Raw genomic sequence first — 24315 nt, forward strand, 5'->3', positions numbered from 1 at the left:
GATCACTCCTCGGGAGCGCCGCCGTGCACGGTCGACGGCGCGATGGGAATCACTCTGCTGGATGCCGCGGGGGAGACGCCAGGGATCCAGGTCGCGTGTGGCCTGTGCGGGTAGGTGCGCGGGTGTGGTGGCGCTCGGGTGCGGGCGCGGCGGAATGAATGTCGGAGGTATGTTCTAAAGTCAGGACATGGCAGACGACGGGCATGGCGGGTTCCAGGAGGACAACCTCCTCGAACCCGTCGTGCGCCCGGACTGGCCGGACTGCTCTTCGTCTGAGTTCGAACCGCCGATCCCCGACGCGCTCGACCTCGTCGTGGAGACGGCGTCCCTGCTGTCGATCGTGACCGCGCAGCAGTTCGTGCGCATCGACGCGATGCGCCGTGAGGCGCTGGCGGAGGCGGCGCGCAACGGCTTGACGCTCACCGATGTCGCCGAGCGGGCGGTGCGGCTGGAACTCGCTGCCGCCCTTGCGGTGACGGAGTCAGCGGCGGGCGCGATGATCGCGCGCGCCGACGCGCTCGTCAATCGCTACCCGGCAGCGCTCGACTCCCTCGCCGGTGCGCGGATCACTCCCGGACACGCGGCGGCGCTCGTCGACGCGCTCGACACCGTCGAATCCGAGCTGCTCGACGACCTCGTCCCTCGCGCTGTCACTCTCGCCGAGTCGCAGGCGGTCGGCACCTTCCGCCGGCACCTCCGAGCGCTCGTCGAGGCGGTGCGTTCGGCGGACATCGCCGACCGGTTCGAGCAGGCGGTCGCGCAGCGGTGCGTCCGGGTGCTGCCGCTGGCCGACGGCATGGCCGAACTGCTGCTCCGGATGCCGGCGGTCGAGGCGCGCGCCATCATGGCCCGCGCCACGGCGACGGCCAGGGTGCTGGCAAAGAGCGAGGCGGAAAGCCGCACCCTCGAACAGCTGCGTCTGGACGTCCTGAGCGATCTCCTCATCGACGGCGACACCGCGTTGCTTCCGCCGGAGGCGCGAGGGATCAGGCCGACCGTCGCCGTGACGGTGCCGGCGCTCTCGCTCCTGACCGGCGAGCACCACGAGAGCCCGGCGAGCGTCGAGGGCATCGGCCCGATCCCTCTCGACCGGGCGCGAGAGCTGTGCGGGGGAGCGCGGGACTGGATGCGCGTGCTGACACACCCCGAGACGGGTGTCGTGCTGTCCGTGGGACGCGAACTGTACTCACCGCCGGCGTCTCTACGACGACTGGTGAAGTGGCGGGCAGAGACGTGCATGGCGCCGGGATGCAGCATCCCCGCCTCCCGCTGCGAGATCGACCACACCGTCGCGTGGGAGCACGGCGGGGTCACTTCGCTCGATAATCTCGCACCGCTCTGCAAGGGCCATCACTCGCTGAAGCATCACAGCCGATGGTGCGTCGAGCAGATCGAGGGGAGTGGCGGAGCGCTGGTGTGGACGTCCCCGGCCGGCCGCCGTTATCGCGTCGACCCGGAGCGGCGCGTCCCGGCGTTCCGAGTTGTGGACGACGGATCACCACCGCCGTTCTGACGTCGTGCGGAGTGAGCGGAGTCGGAGGATCGGCTGAGGTGGTTTCACGCGGCGGTGATTTCGCGACAGCGCACAGAGGTGGGCGGGCGCGGAATTCCTCGGAGCCGCGATCCGTTGTATGCTGATGTGTTCGGAGATACTTCTCCGAGTGACAACTCCACAGGGTGACGGTGGCTCCTTCGCACGAAGGCTCACGGGGATGATCGGTTTCGACATCACCTGCGAATCTGCGAGAAGCGGGCCGAGGATGCAGGGTTATCTCGTTAACGATCTCTGCAAAACAATAAGTGCCAATGCTAAGCGCACTGAGTTCGCCCTCGCTGCATAAGCGAGCCTGAACTCCGTCGGACCGTAGGTGTTCCCGCTACGGATTCCGGCGTCATCTAGGGGACTTGCTGTGTGACGGCGTCTGGACGTCACGCGGGACTCTTCCCAGACTGGGCTTGTCGACTTGGATGCCTGTGGCAAATGTCGGAGCCGAGCAGAACGCTTTCACAGGCTGCGCCCGGAGAAAACGCAGAGACCCAGTGATGGACGGGGGTTCGATTCCCCCCATCTCCACCAACCACTGTCACCAGGAGGGGGCCCGAGAGCCGCGCGAACGTGCGGATCTCGGGCCCTTTCTCATCTCATCGGGCGGTGCCGGTGCCGGTGTCCGGCGAGTCGACGTGACCTGCCCGTCACGGGGAGTCGGTGGGTGGAGCACCCTGGGGGAGCACCAGGGTCCGGTCGACGACCCGGCGGGCGACGTCACCGAGCTTGGTCTGATGGGATCGGGCGTACGTGCGCAGGATGGTGAACGCGCGGGACATGTCGACGCCCTGCTGCGCGGCGATGACCCCTTCGGCCTGCTCGACGACGACCCTGCTGTCCAGAGCCTGCTGCAGCTGCTGGGTGACGTTCTTGTGCTCTTCTATCGTGCGCTGCTGAAGAACGCCGATCGTGGCCACGTCGGTGAGGGCCTGCGCGATGGCGATGTCATCGCTGTCGAGGTCGCCTTCGGCGTAGCTGAAGAGGTTCATCGCACCGATCGTCTGACCGCGGAGCCGCATCGGAAAGGCATGCATGGAGCGGAAGCCCTGGGCCATGGCCGCGCGTTCGAAGACGGGCCATCGATCGTGCACGTCGGCGATCTTGTCGACCGAGACAGGCTTGCCGGTGCGGTACGCCTCGACGCAGGGGCCCATGCCTATCTGTCCGGCCGCACGGTCGACGACGTCGCGAGGGACGTCGTCAACAGGCGTATCGTGATCGACCCGGAATGAGAAGACGGTGCGGCCTGGACTCCACTGCCGGTTCGTCTTCCCCATGACTAAGGTCGTGAGCACGAGTGCAGGAAGGTGATGCGCGTGGACGCCGTGGACACGAGAGACGTCGACCAGGCAGGGGAGATCCTCGTGCGCACCTTCCCCGGCCTGCAGATCGCCGGAGATCGTGACGGACGGCCGTTCCGTTTCCGCTACTCCCGCGAGGACCTCGGGCCGCTGACGCGTACCCGGATGCGGGTGCAGGGACTCATCCGCACTTCGGGTCTCTACCCCGATCACGTTGCGGCGGGGCGACGGCACAGCGGCCGGGTCGGCATCAGATACGACGACCATCGGCTGAACACGGGCGGGCCCTACCTTCGACCTGCCGGGTGGTCCATCGCCGAGTTCGACTCCTCCGACGTCGAGCTCATCATCGTCGACCGAGCCAGGTTCCGGCACGGCGCGTTGCGGCTACTGGAGGGGTCCGGTCAGAGGCTCAGGGAGCCGCGGCCCGACCAGGCATCCGCCAGGTCGGGCGAAGCCGGCCGAGTATGGGCGGCGACGGCCGACCTCGTCTCGTCATCGATCTCCGGCGGATCCACCCTGAACGATGAGCTGCTGGCCGAACTCGTCGTGTCGTCGCTCCTCACGTGCTTCGCCCTCACCGAGCCGATCGGCGTGAGTCCCGGCTCGGCCGTCGCGCCACGCGCCGTGAGACGGGCCGCGGAGTACATCCACGAGAACCTGTCGGAACCGCTCACCATCGCGCGGATAGCGGAAGCGGCCGGCGTACCACCCCGCACACTCCATGCTGGCTTCCGCCGGCACCTGCAGACCACACCGCTGCGTTATCTCCGCCTGGCGCGACTGCACGCGGTCCGTGATGAGCTCACGCAGACGCCATCCGGCGAGGTGACCCTGGCCGACGTCTGCCGGCGCTGGGGGTTCGCGCACCCGTCGCGTTTCGCTGCGGCCTACCGGCACGAGTTCGGCCAGAACCCGTCTCAGACGCAGCGCTCCGCGAGCTGACGCGTCCGCCTTCGGAGAGGCAATTCGCGGGCGCTCAACCTGCGTGATGGATATGCAATACCTATTGCTCCCGCAAAATTGAACGCGGCATTCCACCTATTCCGATTTCCGTTCCGAAGTATTCGCGTACATATACTTCGAAGACCGGATCTCGCATGCGCGCCATCGCACTCCCGGGCCAGACGCATGCGCACAGCATGTCGTCGGTCCGCATCTCCGCACCGCTCCTGGCGGAACCCGATTCCGACGGCATGCTCGTCCTCCGCGCAGCGGCCGGCGACGCCCGCGCGTTCGACGACATCGTGCGCCGGCACACAGCGCTGCTCCGCGCCACGGCATCGCGCATCCTCCGCAGTTCCAGCGACGTGGACGACGCGGTGCAGGACACCTTCATCGCGGCCTGGCGACACCTGGACACGCTGACAGACGGCAGCACGATCGCGGGCTGGCTCCTCACGACCGTCCGTCGGCAGTGCTACAGCCAACTCCGGTCCGCGGCGCAGCGCCACCGCTCGGACTTCGACGGCGACGTCGCCGTCGAAGTCCGAGCACGGCCCCGCTTCCGTGTGCGCGCGCTCCGCACTGGCCATCGAGGCACGCGCGGTACTGGACCGGATGCCGGAGCTGCAGCGTCGCTGCTGGGAGCTGCGCCAGCTGCACGAGGCCAGCTACCGTGACATCGCCGTCGAGCTGGGGATCTCGACCAGCGTGGTGCGCGGACAGCTCGCCCGTGCGCGGTCGCTCATGGAGACAACGTTGTCGCACTGGCGCTGAAGACGGACGGAGGACGACGAGAACTCGCTGCCGTGCTGTCTGCGGCGTCCGCCCGCAGCTGACCCCCTCAGCCGGCGACCGAACGGATGAGGTCGTGCTCGTCCTGGTACTGCGCCCAGCGCACGTCGCTGCCGGTGAAGAGGAACGAGTTCACCCAGTCGGCATCGGACGTTGTCGGATCCGCGGGGACGGATAGATACTCCACCCCATCCACGTCGACCCGCTCCCAGCCCTGGTCGAGGAGAGCCTGTTCGGCGGCCTCTCTGTCCTCCGGCGCCATGGGCGCCCAGGCCACGTCGATCACGTTGTCGGTGGATACGTCGGGTCCCGAGGGTGTGGTCGGCGTCGGGGTGGGCGTCGACGACACCGTGGGCGTGGTCGTCCGCGTAGGCGACGGCGCGGACGCGGTCGGGGTCGGCTCTGACGCCGCGGGCTGCTCCGCGACGCAGCCGACGGCTGCCGCCCCGACCGCGAGCAGGACAGCGAGAGCAGGAAGAGCTCGATGGGTGCGCATGAGGTTCACGATGGGTGCTCGGGCGTGATCGGCCGGCCACCGCCGAGCGGCGTCCGTGTACGGGATCGTCCCGCTGTCCCTATCCTGCTCACAAGGGGGATGCCGATGATCACCGATGTACTGACGGTCGTACTCGCGCTGCTGTCCGCTCTGCTCGTCGGATTCGTCGCCCGGCGCACGTTGGCGACGCCTGTCGGCTGGCCGCGGAGCATCATCGTGGGGCTGCTCGTGTTCTTCACAGGACCCGCCTTCGCGAACTGGGTGGTCGACGAGGCCGCGATCCTCCCGCCCAGCGGCGAGACCGACGACGCGCGGATCGCCTTCGTCGCGATCGGCCTGGTCATCATCGCGCTCGCCTGGATCTTCGCGCTGGGCGTCGCGATCCTCGTGGGGCTCGAGGCGATCTTCCCGACGCGGCCGCTGTCGAATCCGATCACGTTCATCCGCGCTGCCAGTCGCCGCGCGAAACGGTCACGTCGCTACCTGCAGATCGTGGGGATCGCCTCGCGTCACGGCATCGGCTGGATGTTCTCCGGCACCAATCGCGCGGCACATGAACTCACCACGAGCCAGCAGCGCGCGCAGGCGCTCGTGCAGGCGATAAACGCGTCGGGCGTGAGCTTCGTCAAGCTGGGGCAGGTGCTCTCCACCCGGCGCGACATGATCCCCGAGCCCTACATCAGCGCCCTCGGATCACTGCAGTCCAGCGCGACGACCCTGGAATGGGCGGAGATCCGCGAGGTGATCCGCACCGAGGTGCCCGGCGACGTCGACGCCGTGTTCGCCTCGATCGACGAGGTGCCGCTGGCCGCAGCATCCGTCGCGCAGGTCCACACGGCTACGCTCGTCGACGGCACTCCCGTCGTGGTGAAGGTGCAGCGACCCACGGCCCGGGCGCAGGTGACCGCCGACGTCGACATCATCCTCCGGCTGGCCGAGCGGGCGGAGACGCGCACCCGCATCGGCCGCAACCTCCGGCTGCAGTCGGTCGCACGGGGATTCACGACGTCGCTGCTGGACGAGCTGGACTACCGCATCGAGGCCACGAACACGGAGATGATCCGCCGATCGCTCGAGAAGATCTCTGCAGGCGACGAGCCGATCGGCATCTCGGTGCCGCGGCTGTTCCCCGCGGCATCCAGTGCGCGCCTCCTCACGATGGAACTCGTGGACGGCGTCCCGCTCAGCCGCGCGGCCGACCGGCTCGACGCGCTGCCGACCGAGCGACGCACCGCACTGGCGGCCCGTCTCATGGCCGCGGTCGTGGAGCAGATGCTGGTGCACGGGGTCTTCCACGCCGACCTCCATCCCGGCAACGCCATCCTGCGCGAGGACGGCACCCTCGGACTCATCGACTTCGGAGCCGTCGGCATCCTCGAGCACAGCCAGCGCCAGCGGCTCACCGCGCTCCTGCTCGCGGCGGCGAGCGAGGACGACGTGGCCGCCACCGACGCGCTGCTGCTCATCGTCGACGCGCCATCCGATCTCGACGTCGGCGCCTTCCGCCATGACATCGGCGTGGTGCTCACCTCGGAGCAGTACCGGCCCTCGGGCAGCGGCTCGATCTTCACGCGCATGGTCGACGTCATCCGTGAGAACCGGATCGGACTGCCGGGCGACCTCGCCGCGGCGTTCCGCAGCCTCGCGACCCTCGAGGGATGCCTCAAAGTGATCGATCCGGGCTTCGACATGATGCGCCAGGCGCTCCTGCTCGTGCCGAAGCTGCTGCGCCGCGTGCAGTCGCTGCCACGCGCGGCGACGAGCGCGCAGGCGCGGGCCGCCGTGCTGGCGGAGATGGTCGGAACGCTGCCGCATCGGGCCGACGCGGTGCTGTCGGGCATCGAGAACGGCACCCTGGCGATCCGGGTCAAGTCGCTCGATGAGCCGGAGCGGGCGTTCCTGACGTCCACCACGTCACTGGTCGTCGGCACCATCGTCTCGATCGCCGCCGTGGTGGTCGCCGTCGTGCTGATCGTCAGTGACACCGGGCCGATGCTCGTCGGACAGGTCGGCATGTTCGACCTGCTGGGCGCCGTGATCGGCTTCTTCGGCTTCCTCGGGCTGCTGCGCGCGGTGCGTCAGACCTTCGTCGGCCCACGCCGCTGACGCCGTGGCAGTCGACGGGCGGCCGAGGCCCCTGACAGTCGTGCCCGGGCTCAGCGCGTCCAGAGCCGATCGATCGGCACGGCACGCCCCAGCACCCGCTCCGCGGCCCGGTGGCCGGAGCACAGCGCGGCGGTGACCGTTGCCGGATCGTCGGTCCAGGTGGCCTCGCCCGCGAGATGCAGCACGCCGTCCACCGGCTCGGCGAGGTCGTCGTGGTCGGCCGTGGTCGCTCCGAGCTTCATGTAGGCGTAGGACCCGCGCGCGAACGGATCGTCCTGCCAGCGCGTGACGACGGCCGACACCGGCTCGGCGATGCGATCTCCGTAGAGTCGTCTCAGCTGCGTCATGACGGATGCCACGATCTCGGCGTCGCTCCATGACCGGGTCTCGGCGGCCGCCGGGCCGGCGGCGAAGGTGAGCAGCGTCGGCTCGCCGTGCAGGCGCGTGAGGTCGTACCAGGAATGCCACCACACGCCGTCGGCGCCCTGCTGGCGGATGACGTAGACCTCGTCGTCCCAGAAGGCGTCCGCGAAGCGGAGGAAGACCTTCTCGAAGGCGTTCATCGCGAGTCGGCCCAGTGCGGCTGCGTGCCTCGGCGGCAGCGCCGGTTCGAACACGAGGTCGCCGGACTGCAGCACCCCGACGGGAACGGTCGCGATGACCTGCGCCGCCGCGAACGATCCGTGGTCCGTGACGACCGTGACGGCACCACCGGGGCTCGAGGCGTCGAGCCGCTGCACCCGCGTCACGACGTGCTCGAGACGCACGTCGAGCCCCGTCGCGAGACCGCGGGGGAGCGCGTCGTATCCGTCCGGGAACACCACTTCGTCGCCGTCGATCGAGTCGTCGTCGAGCCCGTGCGCGGCGAGGTCCTCGATCCAGGCGCCGTACTGCTCCTCCGCGCGGTGCTCGAGGTACTCGCGCACGCGCTGCGTCCGCTCGGGGTCCCACCCCTGCTCCGCGAGAGCCTCTTCGGTGACGTCGCGGTACGACGCGTCGGCGGCCGACCCCGCGATCGCCTCGACAAGGGCCTGGTCGACGGTGTGGATGTCCGCGACGTACGCGCGGGCCGCGGCATCCGTCAGTCGCTCTCCCGACGGACCGAAATGGGCGATGGGCCGACTGTCGGGCTGATAGCCGCCGACCGTGAACTCGACCATGCGCATGCCCAGAGCCGCGGCGGTCGCAGCGACGGGAGAGTCGGTGACGCCATGGATCCACGACGCGCCCAGGTCGGTCGCCGTGCCGCCGGTGCGGTCGGTGACGACGCGGCCGCCGACGCGGTCGCGCGCCTCGAGCACGACGACCCGCTGTCCGGCGTCGCTCAGGAGGGCGGCGGCGGCGAGACCCGCGACCCCCGCACCCACGACGACCGTGTCGAAGAGCTCCATCGATTCCCCCTGACGGCGCCGACTTGGCGCTTTTCCGACGCTACCGGCGCACGCACGGCGCCGCGACCGTCGCGGGCGGTCGCCCGGTACCACTGCAGGCAGAAGACGAGCACGACGGATGCTTCGACCCACCCGCCCGCGTAGTACATGAGCTCCGCTCCGGCGCGGGCGTCGTCGACAGCGACTCCGGTCGGCGGGTGGGCGTAGAGGTACTTGGCGAGTATCGAGTGCGAGGCCATCGACAGCGCCAGCACGACGGCGCGCAGCATCCACCGCGGGCCGTGGGGACGCGGGTCGATGCCGATCACGGCCGATGCGAACAGGAGCCCCGCGACGAGGAGGTGCGCCTGCACGAGCAGGTGGACGAGGGGATCGGACGGCATCAGCGAGACGAGGGGCGTGAAGTACAGCACCCAGAGTCCGCCGGCGCTGAACACAAGGGCCGTGAGCGGTGCGGAGACGAATCGCGCGGGGGCGCTCCGCAGCACGCGGGAGAGCCGACGCGCGGGGTCGACTGACAGCGTCCGCAGCGCGAGCGTGACCGGCGCCGACAGCACGAGGAGTACCGGGGCGACCATGCCGATCAGCAGGTGGGTCTGCATGTGGGCGGCGAACCCGGAGTGCGCGGCGTCGGCGAGGGGGCCCACCACGGCGGCCGCGGCGGCGGCGACGCCGAGCACGGCGCACAGCGCGCGCGTCCGGGGCCATGGACGCCCACGGCGGGCGGACAGGATCATCCCGGCCGCGTACGCGGTAAGGACGAGCACGGCGATTGCTGCGAAGAGCCACCCGACGTCGCCGCCGCCGGCGTGCGCGTGACCGTCCGCCGCGATCACCACTCGGTGGTGTCGCAGCGGCGGGGCCTTGGGCCCGTCCGGATGAGGAGGACGACGCCGGCGACGAGCAGCAGCGCGGCCACGACGTTCCACACGATGTCGTAGGCGAGCAGGTCCTCGACCGCGCGGATCTGGTGGATGCGCCAGAGCTTGTGCTGCACCAGGCCGTCGTAGAGCTGGAAGGCTCCCGCACCGGTGAGCACGCCGCCGCTCCAGCGCAGCCAGGACAGTCCGCCGCGCCGGCGCAGATCGGCGAGGAGGAAGAGTCCGCCGATCGTCGCGAACCAGCTCACGGCATGGAAGATGCCGTCGGAGATCAGCCCGACCTGCATGCCCGCACGGTCGTAGAAGTGATGCCAGCGCAGCAGCTGATGGAAGATGGTCTCGTCCACGAAGGCCACGAGCCCGATGCCGAACAGGATGCCGGACCAGGCGTTGCGGCTCGCGTGGGGACGTCGCTCGCGCTCCGGCGCCGGCCGATCGCCGCGGGTCTCCGTCGAGGGGGAGGCAGACATGGGTTCCACCATCGCGCGCCGTTCGCGCGGGCGCGAACGGGGTCGACGGCAGCTCCCCGTGCGTGGTATCCCTCGTCGTACGGTTGCAGCATGATCACGCGCGCAGTGGCACAGGGCGAAGCAGACCCGGAGGGTCGAGGACGGGTCAGAGTCGAGATCCCCGACGAGGGCGTGACGGCGTGGGCCGCACGTGTCTTCCCTCTCACGCCCTACGGGGACGCCGAGGTGCCCGCCGGTGCGGCGGTCTGGGTCGGCTTCGAGCGCGACGACCGTGCGTTCCCCGTCGTACTCGGTCTCGTCGAACCGCTTGCGCGCTCAGCCGCGCGCACCCTGCAGGTCGAGCGCATGGGCGACGCCTGGGACCAGGGCCACGCGGCCGGCTCGCTCGACGGGGCGCAGGGCTCGGACACGGCCAACCCCTACCGGTGAGGGCAGCGGCTCGCACGACCGCCGGCAGCACCGGCGGACCCGGTTAGAGTGCACGAGTGTCCACACCCATCGACGACGCGGCCGCAGGGCCCGCGCAGGCGGGCGTGATCGATCCATCTGTGAGCGAGGCCGGGGAGGTGCCCGCGCCGCCGGAGCCGACGCGGGCGATGAGACGCACCCGCGGCATCCTGATCACCGTCGGCTGCATCCTCCTGCTGGCGATCGCCGTCGGAGTGGGCGTGTTCGTCCACCTGTCCGCCCACGCCGCGTACGACGAGGCGAGGGACGCGACGGAGAGCTCGATCCAGGAGGCCGCCGCCGCCCGCGACGGACTCGCGGCATCCGCGCGCAACCGCGCCGAGGTGGTCGAGGGTGCGGAGGACGTCGTGGCCGTGGCTCCGGCGGATCTCATCGACCCGGCCACGCTCGCGGCGCTCGGCGAGCAGGCCACCGCCGGCGAGGCGGCCGTGAAGCAGGCACAGGCGACCATCGACTCATGGGAGGCGCCTGCTCTCGCGGAGAAGCCGATCTGGACGTGGGAACTGACGGCGGACACCACGGTCCTCAAGCAGGATGAGCAGGAGGCCGCGTCCTTCGAGGACTCCGCCGACACGGCCGAGGCCGCGCTCGACGTCGCGGACACGGCGGTGACGGATGCCGCGGCCGCCCTGTTCGCCTCGGCACCCGCGGTCGCCGCGACGGTCGAGCAGGCGAACGTCTCGGCGACGACGGGCGCGGTGCTCGACTTCCGCGACGCGGCGCAGGCCGTTGCGGCGCAGGCGTCGCCGTCCGCGGATGCGGCGGCCGCCCTGACCGCGTACGCGGAGCGTGCCGCGGCGCTGCGCGCCTCCCAGGCGGCGGAGCTGGCGGAGAAGGCGGGGCCGCAGCTGGACACGCGGCTGGAGATCGAGGCCTACGCGCGGTCCATCAGCGGGGGAGTGCTGCTCGACTTCGACTGGGCCTCGACGGCGGCCGGCGCCGGGGGTCCGAACTCGATTGGCGGGACGGCGACGTGGGACTCCTCGCGCGGCGGATTCTCGACCGTCACGCTCTCGTACTCCGTCGCCGACTGGTGGCCGGGAGATGACGCACGGGCTCTCGTCACCCATGAGGTGGGGCACTCCATCACCGCGAAGTGCTACCAGCTGTTCGACTCGCAGTCCGGCCCCGCGAACGAGGAATGGGCGACGGCGTGGGCGATCAGCATGGGGCAGACGGCCGAGGGCAACGGGGTGCAGGCGTACGGCTATCCGTCGCAGGCGATGATCGATGCGGCGAGCGGATGCCGGTGATCGCATGCCGGTAGACCTCCCGCCCGACGGACACCCGCCGTCGGAGAAGCCGACACCCACGCGCACGGCCGTCGTCAGCATCGAGCTGACCTTCGACGCCGCCACCGACGCGGCGGTCCGGGCGGATTGGGCCCGCCTGATCGAGGCGGGGATGCCGAGCCTCGGGCGGCATCCGTCGCCGTCGAACAGTCCGCACGTCACTCTGCTCGTGCGCACGACGCTGGAGCCGGTCGAGTTCGCCGCGGCCGTCGCCCTGTTGCCGATCGACATCGAGCTCGGCGAACCGACGGTCTTCGCGCACGGCGACCGCGGCGTGCTGGTGCGACCCGTCGTGATGGACGATTCCCTTCGTCGTCTTCACCTGGCCGTCCATGACGCCGCCCCACCCGGCGAGGATGCGCCGTTCACCGCTCCCGGGGACTGGACGCCGCACGTCACGCTCGCGCGCCGGCTCCGGCTCGATCGCCTGCAGGAGGCGCTGGCGGTGCTCGGCCCCGCCGGCCGAGGTCAGGGCGTCGCGCTGCGCCGGTGGGATTCGGTGACGGCGACGGTCACGACGCTCCGCTGATCGCCGCGACGGCGAGAGGCGAGAAGACGACCCTGTTCAGCCACTGTGGGCGGCGAGCGCAGCCAGCACCGCTGCGTACAGATTGAAGGTCATGTGGGTGAGGATGCCGGGCCACAGACGGCCGGTGGTCACGGCGAAGACGCCGTTGACGATGCCCAGCACCAGGGTCTGAGCTCCCAGAGCCGCCATCGTCGCCGGGCTGCCCCACCCCTCGCGCAGATGCATCGCCGCGAACAGGATGGCGCTGACACCGACGGCAGTGATGGCCGCCCAGACGCGCAGCGAGCGCGAAGGGTCTGCCGACCGCCGCAGCATCGAATGACGGATGCTGCGCAGCACGAGACCGCGGAAGAGCAGCTCCTCGGCGAACGGGGCGACGAGGACGACCGCCACGAAACCGTTCAAGACGAGGAAGACGCCGTTCTCGGCTTCAGCGGCAGTGTTACCTCGCGAGGTGCCCCCGACGAGAAGGACCAGCATCACGGCCACCATCCCGCCCACGATCTGACAGCCGATGCCGGAGCCGAGCCCGGTGAAGATGTCGAACCAGCGGAACCGGAGGCCGAAGTCGTTCGCCCACGTCCCGGTTCCGCGCGTGCGGGTCAGGACCATCAGGCCGGCGAGCAGGAGGCCGTAGCCGACGATCCATACGACGATGTCGGAGACATCAGCGGGAAGCGCGAGCAGCGGCACCCCCGCCACCAGCAGGAGGATGACCGCCATGAAGCCGACGACGAAGCCGGCAGCTGTTGGCAGACCCCACCGCACCGGCGGAATCCGGTAGACCGGCGTGACCGCCGGACTCTTCTGAACGGTCGCTGTCACCGGCGTCGGAACCACGGGTTCGATGCGGGCAGGTACATCAGTACGATGCCCGCGATCGTGAGCAGCAGCGTCACCGCGGACACCCAGTCGCCGCCGAAGGCGTTGATGCCCAGGCCGATGAGCGTCAGCCCGCCCAGGACGGTCAGCACGACGCGTGCCCAGTTGTGACCGCGGAGCATGAAGACGGCGAACAGGACGTGCAGGATTCCGCCGACGATGCCGCCGAAGGCGGTGCTCGCAGGCACGAACGAGGCGAACTGCTGCTCCGATGCCGGGAGGGCTGAGACGTCGACCGGACGGAATGCGCTGATCAGCGCGACCGCGAGAAGGGCGAGACCGACGACGATCCACACCCAGAAGGCTGTCGTGACGGTGCTCGGTGCTGAACGGGTGGCGGTGGTGGTCACGGATTCTCCAGACGATGAGCGGCAGCAGCGAAATCATGCTCGTCCACGCGCCGGCACAGGTGGACGGCGTCACCGTAGCAACGCGGCCATCCTCCGCACGGGCGCGAGAACCGACCGTGTCGCGCGGCGGCCGATCGACGTCGCGGGATGGTGTCCGGGAGGGATGCCGGCTGCTCAGCGCGGGTAGTTCTGCGTTCCGCCAATGTGCCGGATGGTCCGGCGGCGCTCGACGACGATCGCCGTGGCGCCCACGAGCCACAGCGGCACCTGGGTGAGGAAGGCGATGCGGAAGGCGTTGAGGGAGTAGGCGTCGGGCGTACCGGCACCCTGCACGTCCATCGCGATGCCGATGAACAGGATCGCGATCAGCGCGGCGAGGAATCCGCCGCCGTTGACGATGCCGGTCGCGGTGCTCAGGCGGTGGCTGGGCGTGAAGGTGCGCGCGTGGTCGAACGCGATCATCGAGCCGGGGCCGCCGGCGCCGAGGGCGAACATGAGCACGAGCAGCACGCCGATGGGGGCCGGCCCGGGCCAGAGGATGACGACCAGCCACGTCAGGGCCTGGAAGCCGATGATCGGCAGCACCAGCCACCGCGACCGGCGCGTGGGGTGGCGGCTGGAGAGCGCGCCGATCACGGGGCCGCACAGGATGCTGAACACGACGAAGGCCGTCAGCATCACCGAGGCGACGGCGGGCGGGAGCCCCTCGCCCCGGGTGAGGAACGGGAAGCCCCACAGGAGCACGAAGGCCGTCCCGGCGAACGGGGTCGTGAAGTGCGACCAGAAGGCGAGCCGCGTGGCCGGATGCCGCCAGGACGCGCGGAACCCCTCCCGCAGATCGGCCGAGGAGCGCACGACCCGGATCGCGCCGGTGGACGTGTCCACCGTCGTGTCGACGGCGTCGTCGCGTCGCTCCGGCGGTCGGTTGCGGATGATGGCGAAGGTGAGCACCGCGAAGAGCACACCGAGCCCGGCGAGGCTGCCGAACGTGATGCTCCACGACGTCGTGTGCAGGAGCGCCGCGAGGGGGATGACCGCGATGATCTGGCCGAACTGGCCGACGATGCCGGTCAGCTGCACGAGCACGGGACTCCGCTGAGACGGGAACCAGGTGGCGACGACGCGCAGGACGCTGGGGAAGACCGCGGCGTCGCCCGCGCCGATGAGCACGCGGGCGAGGATGCCGATGCCGACGGCATCCGCGGACGCCATGACCGCCTGTCCGGCCGCCATCAGGATCATGCCGATCGCGATGATGGGCCGCGCGCCCCAGCGGTCCAGCAGCAGGCCGATCGGCACCTGCATGCCGCCGTACACGGCCAGCTGGATCACGGCGAACATCGACAGCGTCGAGGCGTCGGCGTCGAAGCGCACGGCGGCGTCCACGCCCACCGACGACAGCGACGATCGGTTGATGATGGCGACGACGTACGCCGCGACGCCGACGCCCCACACCAGCCAGGTGCGCCAGCCGGGCGAGCGGAGGAGAGCCGGGGTGGTCACGTGCGCGTCGTCGATCGGATGCCGCGGCCCGCGGTCAGACCTTGGGCCACTCGATGAGGAGCAGGCTCTGCTTCGTGTCGGCGTACTTCACCCAGCCGGCGCCGAACTGGTAGGTCAGGCCGTAGCCCTCGGCGTCGGTCGCGATCGTCGTGGACTCGGGCTCGGTGAGGTACACGCCGCCCGCGCCCTCCTCGCGCTTCCAGCCCTCGGCGAGGAGAGTCTGCTGGGCCTCGGTGGCATCCGCGGTCTCGATGGGGGCCCAGCCGAAGATCTGCACGCGGTCGGTCGCGGTCGTGAAGTCGCCCCAGGTGCACTGCACGCCCGCGTCGATCACGAGCTCGCCGATGCGCATCGGCTCCGACTTCGCCGTCCAGCCGACGCTCTCGAACTGCTCGACGGTGGACTCCGGGATGATGCGGTCGCAGGTGGGCTGAGCAGCCGGGACGGCGGTCTCGTCCGATGCCGCCGTGGGCGACGGCGAGGTCGCGACCGGGGCGGGTGTGGTGGCCTCGGCGGTCGGGGCAGCCGACGGTCCGCCCGCGCACGCGGCGGTCAGTGACGCGGCGGCGACGATCAGCGCGATGGCGCCCAGTCGGGGCAGGCTACGGGTCATCGGGTCGTCTCCGGGTGCGATCGTGTGCGGTCGTGAGGGTGGGAAGCGGGGAAGAGGGGAGGGAGAGGTAGGCAGGTGTCAGGCGTCGTGGAGCAGGGTGAGGAACTGCTCGTGCAGGTGGCCGTTCGTGGCCACGACCGAGCGGTCCGAGAGAGTGGCCGTGCCGTCGAAGGCCGTCACGCGTCCGCCCGCCTCCGAGATGATCGGCACGTGCGCGGCGATGTCGTACTCCTTGACGCCGAACTCTGCGACGAGCTCGAGGCGACCCTCGGCCAGCAGCATGTACGGCCACGCGTCGCCGTAGCCGCGATCGCGCCAGACGGCCGCGGTGAGGCGCTCGAGCGCATCCAGTCTTCCGACGTCGCGCCACTGACCGATGCTCTGGAAGCTGACGCTCGCCGCGTCGACGGCGTCCACCGACGAGACCGAGAGCCGGCGGGGCTTGCCCGACGGAGTGGCCGTCCACGCACCCTGTCCGGTCGCCGCCCACCAGCGCCTGCCGAGCGCCGGCTGGCTCACGACGCCGACCTGCGGCACACCGTCGACGGCGAGGGCGATGAGGGTCGCCCACATCGGGATGCCCTTCAGGTAGTTCGCCGTGCCGTCGATGGGATCGATGATCCACTGGCGGGTCGTCGAGCCGGACGATCCGAACTCCTCGCCGAAGACGCCGTCGTCGGGTCGCTCCGCCGCGAGGATGTCGCGGATCGCGCGCTCCGTGGCGAGGTCGGCTTCCGTCACGTGCGTCGCGTCGGCCTTGATCTGCACGTCGAGGTCGGCAGCGTCGAAGCGGGCCATCGAGACGGCGTCCGCGGCATCCGCCAGGCGGAGGGCCACGGCCAGATCCTCAGCGTGCGACGCCGCGGAATCGGGCACGGCCGCCGAGGCCGGGGGAGGAGGGGTCACACGCTCCAGGATACCGGCGACCGTCGGCTCGATTGGCGGGACCGGCGATCGTGATGCTAACGTTGACCCTCGGTTCGCCTCATGCGAATCACGCACCTCTAGCTCAATCGGCAGAGCAACTGACTCTTAATCAGTGGGTTCTCGGTTCAAGTCCGAGGGGGTGCACCACGACCGCCTCTCGTCGGGATTTCGTCCCCGGGAGGCGGTTCTTCTTTCCCCGTGCGAAGCCCGGTTCAGGGACCGTCGTCGGTGAAGAGTCCGGCATCCGTCCGCGCGTACTGGCGCTGCAGCCAGGCGCCGAAACGCGGCACGGCGAGGCAGCTCTGGTAGTTCTCGCACTTGTCGACGACCGAGTCGCCGTGGGCGTAGGCGCTGAAGGCGTCGATCTTGCGGACCAGGGCGTCGCCCCCGACGTTCGGTGCGAAGTTCTCGCTCTGGTAGCCGATCGCGTACGACACGAGATCGACGGGGAAGCCGGCCTTCTCCCACGCCTCGCGGGTCGCGTTTCCGACCATCTGGTGGTCGGCGTGGTCTCCGGCCGACCACTTCTTCGAGTCGCCCGGTACCGACGTGAGGATCGTCGCGGGGGTGAAGCGGTGAATGAGACCGTCGAGCGAGTCGACGATCTGCGGCCAGGTGAGCGCGTAGCTCCCCGAAAGGCTCTTCATCGACGAAATGACGCCGTTCGCGAGCTTCAGCAGGCTGACATCGCCGGTTGTCGGAAAGCCCTGTCCGCCGAGATTGCCGTCGGGGAGTCGGAAGAACACGAGCGTGACGCGATCGTCGTCGGTGGGCCGCCAGGCGACGACCTTCGCGCCGGTGTCGAGCGTCACGTCCGTGCTCGTCCACTCGGACTTCACCCCGCGCATGACGTTGTAGGCGCGCATGATGCCCTGCTCACGGCCGGCCGCGTAGCCGGGACCCTTGCCGGCATCGCCGCCGGTGAGGAAGACGGTGCGCACGCATCCGCCGGCCTGGATCGCGTCGTCCAGACGCGAGCCGGCGAACAGAAGGTCGTCGTCGTAGTGCGCCCAGATCGACATCGTCGTCGGGGCGCCGAAGCAGGAGCCGCCGAGCGGATCGGCGTCGCGCATGCGCGCGGTGGGCAGGGGAGCGCCGGACGTGCTGGAGGCGGATGCCGCGGCATCCGCTCCCCGCTCCGATGCCGTCGCGGGCACCGCCGCGAACGTCGCCAGCAGGAGGGCCGCGACGCCGAGGAGCGCACCCGCTCGCGGGCGCCGGCGATTCGCACTTCTTCGCACGGTTCTCTCTCCCGAATCGCCCCCCGGCGGCTCGCACGGGCATGATCCTGCCATACCGGGCTATCCGCACGCCGCGACGCCGCCGGGAGAACCCGACGGCGTCGTGGAACGGCGGAGATCAGCCGGCGTCGCGGGCGCCTCTGATCAGGCGGCGTGGCGTACGAGTACCGAGACCCCGTGCTTTCAGGGCCGGACGAGATCAGGCCGCGTCGCCCACGAGCACGGAGACCCTGTATCTCCCGGGCCGGACGAGATCAGGCCGCGTCGCCCACGAGCACGGAGGCCCTGTACCTCCTGGGCCGGACGAGATCAGGCGGCGTCGCCCACGAGCACCGAGACCGCCTCGTCGGCCTGATCGGCCTCGCGCTCGTCGACGCGGGAGAGCGCGCGGCGCCCGATCAGGACGGTGGCGGCGGCGACCAGGACGGATGCTGCGGCGAAGACGTACGGCACGCGGGCGTCGAAGGCGTGCCACAGCGCGGCCGCGATCGGCGGGGCGGCGGCGCCGCCGAGGAAGCGCACGGCGGAGTAGGCCGACGACGCGACGGAGCGCGGGAGGTCGGTGGCCTCCATGACCGACTCCGTCAGCACGGTGTTCATCACGCCGAGCAGCAGGCCGCCGACGACGATGCAGGTGACGAGGCCCGCGGGGTCGCTCGAGAGCAGCGCCGCGGCGAGGAGGTCGACGGCCAGCAGCGGGAGCACGATGAGGATGACGGTGGTGCGCCGCATCCGCCGCATCATCCACGGTGCGACCCAGACGCTCGTGATCGCCAGACCCACGCCCCAGCCGAAGAACGTCAGGCCGATGCCCATCGCACCGAAGCCGAGCGGGAACGGCGAGAAGGCCAGCAGCACGAAGAAGCCGATGTTGTAGAACAGGGCCGTGACGGCCAGCACCGCGAGAGCCGGCTGACGCAGGGCGCGGAAGGGCGCGGCGAGCGAGACGGGCTGTCGCGGTTCGCTGGGACCACGCAGGAGCACGAGCACCGCGACGAAGGCGATGGCCATGAGCGCGACGACGCCGAAGAACGGTCCGCGCCAGCTCAGCTCGCCGAGCAGGCCGCCCAGGAGCGGGCCGATGGCGATGCCGAGCCCGAGCGCGGCCTCGTAGAGAACGATCGCGGCACTGCTGCCGCCGGAGGCGGCGCCGACGATCGTCGCGAGCGCCGTGGAGATGAACAGGGCGTTGCCGAGGCCCCAGCCGGCGCGGAAGCCGATGATCGCGTCGACGCTGCCCGCGGTCGCCGAGAGGAGCGCGAACACGACGATCAGGGCGAGGCCGATGAGCAGCGTGCGCTTGGCGCCGATGCGGCTGGAGACCCAGCTGGTGATGAGCATCGCGAGTCCGGTGACGAGCAGATAGCTCGTGAAGAGCAGCTCCGTCTGCACGGGGGAGGCCTGGAGCGACTCGGCGATGGCGGGAAGGATGGGATCGACAAGGCCGATGCCCATGAAGGCGACGACGGACGCGAAGGCGACGGCCCAGACCTGTGCGGGCTGGCGCCACACGCTGGGGGCGGCGGCGGCGCTCATCGGGCGACCTCCGTCCGGGTCGAGGTGCGCTCGGACAGGATCGCGGCGACGCGCGAGAGGGCCGCCCAGTCGTCGTCGTCGAGGTCGTCGAACATCGGCTCGAGCGCGTCGCGCAGCTGCACGAGCCAGGCGTCGAGCGCCCGGAGACCGTCCGCGGTGACCTCGACGACCGTGGCGCGGGAGTCGTCGGGGTCGCTCGCCCGCGTGACGAGCCCGGCGTCGGCCAGCTGCGCCACCAGCCGTGTCATGCCCGGCTGCGTGATGCGGCTGAGGGACGCGAGCGTGCCCAGGCGCAGCGGCCCCTCTGCACGCAGGATGTTCAGCGTCCGCCATTGCGCGGCGGGCGCCTCGTTCCGTGTCTCGACGGCGGCGATGCGTGTCAGCACCTGCGCGGCGACGACGATCCTCTCGATGTCCTCTGAACGACTCATACTCGAAGTATATACCTCAGGTATGTAAAGAGGATCGCACTGCCGCGGCGACGACCGCGCGGGTAGCGTACGGACTCTATGAGCGCGCATCCCGACCGATACCGCACCGTCGACATCGCCGTCTCCGGCGGCGACCTGCGCGTGGGGGTGTGGGAGCCGATCCCCGCAGATGACAACGAGCCGGCGCCGGCGGACGCTGCGCCCGCCGTGTTGCTCGTGCACGGCGTCACCGCCTCGCACCTGTCGTGGCAGCTCGTCGCCGAGCGGCTTCCGCAGGTGCGGGTCATCGCCCCCGACCTCCGCGGTCGAGGACGCAGCGCCGACGTCGCCGGTCCGGCGGGCATGGCGGCCCACGCCGACGACCTCGTCGCCGTCCTCGACGCGCTGGGCGTCGAGAAAGGTGTCGTCGCGGGTCACTCGATGGGCGCGTTCGTCGCCCTGGTGATGGGTGAGCGGCATCCCGACCGCGTGTCACGGCTCGTCCTCGTGGACGGCGGGCTGCCCCTGGACCTTCCGGAGGACATGGCGATCGACGAGGTCATCCGGCTGGTGCTCGGTCCCACTGCGGAGAGGCTGTCTCGGCGGTTCGCCTCCGAGCAGGACTATCTGGACTTCTGGCGCGCGCATCCCGCATTCGCGCGGGACTGGTCGCCGGCTCTCGAGGCCTACCTCGCCTACGACCTGGTCGGAGAGGCGCCGGAGCTGCGGCCGTCGACGTCGTACGCGACGCTCGAGGAGGACTCGCTCGACCAGAACGCCGGCGCGGACATCGCCGCCGCGCAGTCGCGGCCGCGGCATCCGGTCATCCTCCTCAGCGCGGAGCGCGGACTGCTCGACCAGGTGCCCGCGCTCTACGCCGCGGACCGTCTGCCGCAGAAGGTCGCCGCGGTGCCCGGCCTGCGGCACGTGCCCGTCGCTGACGTCAACCACTACACGATCGTCCTGTCCGACCGTGGCGCGGACGCCGTGGCAGAGACCGTGCGGGCAGAGATCTCGGCGGAGGACAGCGCAGCCGACGACGTCAGCGGTGGGTGGCGGCCACCCGGGTCGTGAGCTGGTGGGCGTGCGCGAGGAGCGTGCGTCCGAGCTCGGCGATGCGGTCGGGTCCGAAGCGGAATTCGACCCCCGTGAGGCTCAGCGCCCACTGCGGATGCCCGCTGCGGTCGAACACCGCTGCCCCGAGCCCGAAGCTGCCCTCGACGATGAGTCCGGGGTTCACGGCGTAGCCGCGCTCGCGCGTCTCGCGGAGCCGTGGTCGCAGCCGCCGGGGATCGTGCGCCGCGCCCCATTGCTCGCCCAGCTCGGGATGGCGGTCGAGGTACGCGTCCACATCGTGGGGCGGCAGGAACGCGAGGATGGCGAGCCCCGCCGATGCGACTCCGAGGGGGAAGCGCACGCCCTCGCTCAGCACGAAGGAGCGGATGGGGAAGCTCCCCTCCTCGCGCAGCAGACAGACAGTCTCGTCGCCGCGGCGCACGGACAGGAAGGCGCTCTCCTCGGTGCGCACCGCGAGGGAGCGCACGACGTCGCGCGCCACATCGGTGATGTCGTATCGGGATGCTGCGACCGTGCCCATCAGGAAGAGCTCGGGCCCCGGCATCCACCGCCCCGTCCGCTCGTCGTGGTCGACGAGCCCCTCGTGGGCGAGGGCGGCGAGCAGCCGGTGGGCGGTCGGCCTCGTGAGCCCCGCCTCGCGGGCGACGTCGGTGACGGCGACCCCCTTCTCTCCGCCCGAGGTCACCAGTCGGAGCACGCGTGCGGCACGGGCGACCGCCTGCGCGCCGGGGACGGAGGTTCTCGTGGTGTCCACGATATGGACACTAGGCGTGCGGGGTTCCACATGGCAACGCCGGGGATGACTCGGCGCCGCCCCGCGGCGAGGATGGGGTAGCCCGACGACGAAGGAGTGCGCGTGATCGACAAGACCTACGGCTCGGCGGCTGAGGCCGTCGCCGACATCCCGGACGGCGCGTCGCTCGCCGTCGGCGGGTTCGGACTGTCCGGCAACCCGATCGCGCTGATCGAGGCACTGCTCGCGCAGGGGACCACCGACCTGAGCATCGTCAGCAACAACTGCGGCGTCGACGACTGGGGGCTCGGCATCCTGCTGAACGCCCGGCGCATCCGCAAGATGACCTCCTCCTACGTCGGCGAGAACAAGGAGTTCGAACGTCAGTTCCTCTCCGGCGAGCTCGAACTCGAGTTGACACCGCAGGGCACGCTGGCCGAGAAGCTGCGCGCCGGCGGATCGGGCGTCGCCGCGTTCTTCACCCAGACGGGCGTGGGCACGCAGGTCGCCGAGGGCGGTCTGCCCCGCCGCTACGACGGCTCGGGCGGGATCGCCGTCGCCTCACCCGCGAAGGACGTGCGCACGTTCGACGTCGACGGGACCGAGCGCGAGTACGTGCTCGAGGAGGCGATCGTCACCGACTTCGCGCTCGTCCACGCCCTGCGCGGCGACCGGTTCGGCAACCTCGTGTTCAACAAGGCGGCGCGCAACTTCAACCCGCTCGCGGCCATGGCCGGCCGCATCTGCATCGCCCAGGTGGAGGAGCTCGTCGAACCGGGTGAGCTCGACCCCGACGCTGTCCACCTGCCCTGCGTCTTCGTCCACCGCGTGGTGGAGGTCGGCACCGGCATCGAGAAACGCATCGAACGTCGCACCGTCACGGAGGTCAGCTGACATGGCACTCACCCGCACACAGATGGCGGCCCGTGCCGCCGCGGAGCTCGCCGACGGCTCCTACGTCAACCTCGGCATCGGCCTGCCGACCCTGGTGCCCAACCACGTGCCCGACGGCGTCACGCTCGTGCTGCAGTCGGAGAACGGCATCCTCGGGGTCGGCCCCTATCCGACCGAGGATGCTGTCGACCCCGATCTGATCAACGCGGGGAAGGAGACGGTGACGACGCTCCCCGGCGCAGTGTTCTTCGACTCGGCGACGAGTTTCGGCATGATCCGCGCGGGCAAGATCGACGCGGCCATCCTCGGTGCGATGCAGGTGTCGGCTTCGGGCGACCTCGCGAACTGGATGATCCCGGGGAAGATGGTCAAGGGTCCGGGTGGGGCGATGGACCTGGTCCACGGCGCCGGCACGGTGATCGTGCTCATGGAGCACGTCGCCCGCGACGGCTCCGCGAAGATCGTCGACACGTGCTCGCTGCCCCTCACCGGCCGCGGCGTGGTCGATCGGATCATCACCGACCTCGCCGTGATCGATGTCACCCCCGACGGCCTCGTGCTGGTCGAGACCGCGCCCGGCGTGACCGTCGACGAGGTCATCGCCGCCACCGAGCCGCCGCTCCTCCTGGCCGACGGTCTGAGCACCGCCGCCGCCGCCACCGCCGCCTCCACGTCGAACGGAGAACTCTCATGACCTACGCCCAGGACATCGTCATCGTCGCCGCGGCCCGCACCCCGCAGGGCCGGCTCAAGGGGCAGCTCGCCTCGTTCACCGCCCCGCAGCTCGGCGGCCTCGCCATCCGCGGCGCGCTCGAGCGCGCCGGCATCGACGCCGAGAACGTCGATGCCGTGATCGTCGGCCAGGTGCTGCCGGGGGGCTCCGGCCAGAACCCCGCGCGCCAGGCCGCGATCGCGGCGGGCATCGGCTGGGACGTGCCGGCGTCCGGCGTGAACAAGGTCTGCCTCTCCGGACTCACGGCCATCATCGACGCCGCCCGGATGATCCGCGTCGGCGACGCCGAGGTCGTCGTGGCCGCCGGGATGGAGTCGATGACCCGTGCTCCCCACCTGCTGATGGGATCGCGTGACGGGTACGCCTACGGGAGCATCGAGGTGCTCGACCACATGGCGTACGACGGCCTCACCGACGCCTACGACCGCGAGAGCATGGGCGCGTCGACCGAACGGCTGAATCCGACCTACGAGGTGACCCGCGAGCAGCAGGATGCCGTCGCCGCGCGTTCGCACCAGCGTGCGGCCGCCGCGCAGCAGGCCGGCGTCTTCGACGCGGAGATCGTCCCGGTCGAGGTGCCGCAGAAGCGCGGCGAGCCGATCACCGTCACCTCCGACGAGGGCATCCGACCCGACACGACGGTCGAGACGCTCGCCAGACTGCGGCCCGCCTTCGCCGAGGGCGGCATGATCACGGCGGGCAACTCCTCGCAGATCTCCGACGGCGCGTCCGCGGTCGTGCTGACCACCCGTGGCGTCGCCGAGTCCCGCGGGTGGGACGTGCTGGCCACGGTCGGCGCCAACGGCCAGGTCGCCGGGCCCGACAACTCGCTACACGCGCAGCCGGCGCGGGCGATCGCGCAGGCCATGGAGCGCCAGGGCATCACCGCCGACGATCTCGACCTCGTCGAGATCAACGAGGCGTTCGGCGCCGTGGTCGCCCGCTCGCAGTCCGAGCTCGGCGTGTCCGATGCCGTGGTGAACATCCACGGCGGCGGCATCGCGATCGGTCACCCGATCGGCGCCTCCGGCAACCGCCTCGTGGTGCACGCGGTGCACGAACTCGTGCGTCGCGGCGGCGGCACGGCGGCCGTCGGCCTCTGCGGCGGCGGCGGTCAGGGCGAGGCGCTGATCCTCACGCGGTGAGGGCTACACACTGATCCTCAGCGCGCTGACGGTCGCGCGCTGATCCTCACGCTC

At 70.6% G+C, this 24315-nt stretch carries 26 protein-coding genes, 1 tRNA gene and 1 other RNA gene; 14 read left to right on the forward strand and 14 right to left on the reverse strand.

Annotation, left to right across the window (positions count from 1 at the left end):
* The first annotated feature begins 187 nt into the window (after positions 1–187).
* Together ABC304_RS12020 and ssrA are read left to right on the forward strand one after the other, a co-directional pair.
* On the forward strand, positions 188–1513 hold the full coding sequence (locus tag ABC304_RS12020) for an HNH endonuclease signature motif containing protein (RefSeq protein ID WP_412930931.1): 1326 nt from the start codon (positions 188–190) through the stop codon (positions 1511–1513).
* 195 nt (positions 1514–1708) lie between these two features.
* Positions 1709–2077: a transfer-messenger RNA gene (ssrA, locus tag ABC304_RS12025) on the forward strand.
* 116 nt (positions 2078–2193) lie between these two features.
* Here ssrA and ABC304_RS12030 read toward each other — a convergent pair.
* Positions 2194–2823, reverse strand: a complete 630-nt coding sequence (locus tag ABC304_RS12030) for a GAF and ANTAR domain-containing protein (RefSeq protein WP_412932933.1) — start codon at positions 2821–2823, stop codon at positions 2194–2196.
* 39 nt (positions 2824–2862) lie between these two features.
* On the opposite strand from ABC304_RS12030, the gene ABC304_RS12035 reads away from it, so the two are divergent.
* The 3 genes from ABC304_RS12035 to ABC304_RS12045 all read left to right on the forward strand — a co-directional run bounded on the left by ABC304_RS12035 (position 2863) and on the right by ABC304_RS12045 (position 4566).
* Positions 2863–3792: a helix-turn-helix transcriptional regulator gene (locus tag ABC304_RS12035; protein WP_412930933.1), complete on the forward strand. Its 930-nt coding sequence runs from the start codon at positions 2863–2865 to the stop codon at positions 3790–3792.
* Between the two features lie 155 nt (positions 3793–3947).
* Positions 3948–4469 (forward strand): RNA polymerase sigma factor, encoded by a 522-nt coding sequence (locus ABC304_RS12040; protein ID WP_412930935.1) that lies wholly within the window; start codon positions 3948–3950, stop codon positions 4467–4469.
* Entirely contained in the window at positions 4408–4566 is a 159-nt protein-coding gene (locus ABC304_RS12045) for a sigma factor-like helix-turn-helix DNA-binding protein (protein ID WP_412930936.1), read from the forward strand. Before ABC304_RS12040 ends, ABC304_RS12045 begins: the two co-directional genes overlap by 62 nt.
* A gap of 67 nt (positions 4567–4633) precedes the next feature.
* Here the strand turns inward: ABC304_RS12045 and ABC304_RS12050 are convergent, their stop codons facing one another.
* Complete coding sequence (locus ABC304_RS12050) at positions 4634–5080, reverse strand: hypothetical protein (protein ID WP_412930937.1); 447 nt, start codon at positions 5078–5080, stop codon at positions 4634–4636.
* Between the two features lie 105 nt (positions 5081–5185).
* Between ABC304_RS12050 and ABC304_RS12055 the strand changes: the two genes are divergently transcribed.
* Entirely contained in the window at positions 5186–7186 is a 2001-nt protein-coding gene (locus ABC304_RS12055) for an ABC1 kinase family protein (RefSeq protein WP_412930939.1), read from the forward strand.
* 50 nt (positions 7187–7236) lie between these two features.
* Here the strand turns inward: ABC304_RS12055 and ABC304_RS12060 are convergent, their stop codons facing one another.
* Genes ABC304_RS12060 through ABC304_RS12070 form a run of 3 tightly spaced genes read right to left on the reverse strand, consistent with a single transcriptional unit; the run spans position 7237 to position 9928 of the window.
* Positions 7237–8577, reverse strand: a complete 1341-nt coding sequence (locus ABC304_RS12060; protein ID WP_412930941.1) for a flavin monoamine oxidase family protein — start codon at positions 8575–8577, stop codon at positions 7237–7239.
* Positions 8511–9413 carry a cytochrome c oxidase assembly protein gene (locus ABC304_RS12065; RefSeq protein ID WP_412930943.1) on the reverse strand — a complete coding sequence of 301 codons (903 nt, stop codon included), beginning with the start codon at positions 9411–9413 and terminating at the stop codon, positions 8511–8513. The genes ABC304_RS12060 and ABC304_RS12065 overlap by 67 nt, the downstream gene beginning before the upstream one ends.
* Positions 9410–9928, reverse strand: a complete 519-nt coding sequence (locus ABC304_RS12070) for a DUF2243 domain-containing protein (RefSeq protein WP_412930945.1) — start codon at positions 9926–9928, stop codon at positions 9410–9412. The genes ABC304_RS12065 and ABC304_RS12070 overlap by 4 nt, the downstream gene beginning before the upstream one ends.
* Positions 9929–10018: 90 nt before the next feature.
* Here ABC304_RS12070 and ABC304_RS12075 point away from each other — a divergent pair, with 90 nt between their 5' ends.
* Genes ABC304_RS12075 through ABC304_RS12085 form a run of 3 tightly spaced genes read left to right on the forward strand, consistent with a single transcriptional unit; the run spans position 10019 to position 12217 of the window.
* Entirely contained in the window at positions 10019–10357 is a 339-nt protein-coding gene (locus tag ABC304_RS12075) for a phage baseplate assembly protein V (protein WP_412930947.1), read from the forward strand.
* 56 nt (positions 10358–10413) lie between these two features.
* Positions 10414–11649, forward strand: coding sequence for a hypothetical protein (locus ABC304_RS12080; RefSeq protein WP_412930949.1), 1236 nt, complete (start codon positions 10414–10416; stop codon positions 11647–11649).
* Positions 11650–11653: 4 nt separating this feature from the next.
* Entirely contained in the window at positions 11654–12217 is a 564-nt protein-coding gene (locus ABC304_RS12085) for a 2'-5' RNA ligase family protein (RefSeq protein WP_412930950.1), read from the forward strand.
* A gap of 36 nt (positions 12218–12253) precedes the next feature.
* Here the strand turns inward: ABC304_RS12085 and ABC304_RS12090 are convergent, their stop codons facing one another.
* From ABC304_RS12090 to ABC304_RS12110, 5 genes are all read right to left on the reverse strand, one after another.
* A complete protein-coding gene (locus ABC304_RS12090; RefSeq protein WP_412930952.1) occupies positions 12254–13042 on the reverse strand; it encodes a CPBP family intramembrane glutamic endopeptidase in 789 nt (262 codons plus the stop codon).
* Positions 13039–13449 (reverse strand): hypothetical protein, encoded by a 411-nt coding sequence (locus ABC304_RS12095; protein WP_412930954.1) that lies wholly within the window; start codon positions 13447–13449, stop codon positions 13039–13041. Before ABC304_RS12095 ends, ABC304_RS12090 begins: the two co-directional genes overlap by 4 nt.
* 174 nt (positions 13450–13623) lie before the next feature.
* Positions 13624–14952 carry an MFS transporter gene (locus tag ABC304_RS12100; RefSeq protein WP_412930956.1) on the reverse strand — a complete coding sequence of 443 codons (1329 nt, stop codon included), beginning with the start codon at positions 14950–14952 and terminating at the stop codon, positions 13624–13626.
* A gap of 34 nt (positions 14953–14986) precedes the next feature.
* Entirely contained in the window at positions 14987–15565 is a 579-nt protein-coding gene (locus ABC304_RS12105; protein ID WP_412930958.1) for a hypothetical protein, read from the reverse strand.
* A 78-nt stretch (positions 15566–15643) separates the two neighbouring features.
* Positions 15644–16471 (reverse strand): inositol monophosphatase family protein, encoded by an 828-nt coding sequence (locus ABC304_RS12110; protein ID WP_412930960.1) that lies wholly within the window; start codon positions 16469–16471, stop codon positions 15644–15646.
* Between the two features lie 92 nt (positions 16472–16563).
* Between ABC304_RS12110 and ABC304_RS12115 the strand changes: the two genes are divergently transcribed.
* Positions 16564–16639 (forward strand) — tRNA-Lys (locus ABC304_RS12115).
* A gap of 65 nt (positions 16640–16704) precedes the next feature.
* Here ABC304_RS12115 and ABC304_RS12120 read toward each other — a convergent pair.
* From ABC304_RS12120 to ABC304_RS12130, 3 genes are all read right to left on the reverse strand, one after another.
* On the reverse strand, positions 16705–17733 hold the full coding sequence (locus ABC304_RS12120) for a PIG-L deacetylase family protein (protein ID WP_412930961.1): 1029 nt from the start codon (positions 17731–17733) through the stop codon (positions 16705–16707).
* 309 nt (positions 17734–18042) lie between these two features.
* A complete protein-coding gene (locus ABC304_RS12125; RefSeq protein WP_412930962.1) occupies positions 18043–19269 on the reverse strand; it encodes an MFS transporter in 1227 nt (408 codons plus the stop codon).
* Positions 19266–19700 carry a MarR family winged helix-turn-helix transcriptional regulator gene (locus ABC304_RS12130; RefSeq protein ID WP_412930964.1) on the reverse strand — a complete coding sequence of 145 codons (435 nt, stop codon included), beginning with the start codon at positions 19698–19700 and terminating at the stop codon, positions 19266–19268. The genes ABC304_RS12125 and ABC304_RS12130 overlap by 4 nt, the downstream gene beginning before the upstream one ends.
* Before the next feature lie 78 nt (positions 19701–19778).
* Between ABC304_RS12130 and ABC304_RS12135 the strand changes: the two genes are divergently transcribed.
* On the forward strand, positions 19779–20753 hold the full coding sequence (locus ABC304_RS12135; protein WP_412930966.1) for an alpha/beta hydrolase: 975 nt from the start codon (positions 19779–19781) through the stop codon (positions 20751–20753).
* Here ABC304_RS12135 and ABC304_RS12140 read toward each other — a convergent pair.
* On the reverse strand, positions 20722–21510 hold the full coding sequence (locus ABC304_RS12140) for an IclR family transcriptional regulator (RefSeq protein ID WP_412930967.1): 789 nt from the start codon (positions 21508–21510) through the stop codon (positions 20722–20724). The genes ABC304_RS12135 and ABC304_RS12140 overlap by 32 nt on opposite strands.
* Positions 21511–21612: 102 nt before the next feature.
* Between ABC304_RS12140 and ABC304_RS12145 the strand changes: the two genes are divergently transcribed.
* From ABC304_RS12145 to ABC304_RS12155, 3 genes are read left to right on the forward strand one after another with little or no spacing between them, the layout of a single operon-like run.
* On the forward strand, positions 21613–22383 hold the full coding sequence (locus ABC304_RS12145; protein WP_412930969.1) for a CoA transferase subunit A: 771 nt from the start codon (positions 21613–21615) through the stop codon (positions 22381–22383).
* Between the two features lies 1 nt (position 22384).
* Positions 22385–23077 (forward strand): 3-oxoacid CoA-transferase subunit B, encoded by a 693-nt coding sequence (locus ABC304_RS12150; protein WP_412930971.1) that lies wholly within the window; start codon positions 22385–22387, stop codon positions 23075–23077.
* Complete coding sequence (locus tag ABC304_RS12155) at positions 23074–24261, forward strand: acetyl-CoA C-acetyltransferase (RefSeq protein ID WP_412930973.1); 1188 nt, start codon at positions 23074–23076, stop codon at positions 24259–24261. The genes ABC304_RS12150 and ABC304_RS12155 overlap by 4 nt, the downstream gene beginning before the upstream one ends.
* Positions 24262–24315 lie beyond the last annotated feature (54 nt).

It is taken from the genome of Microbacterium jepli, from assembly GCF_047237905.1.
Lineage (GTDB): Bacteria > Actinomycetota > Actinomycetes > Actinomycetales > Microbacteriaceae > Microbacterium.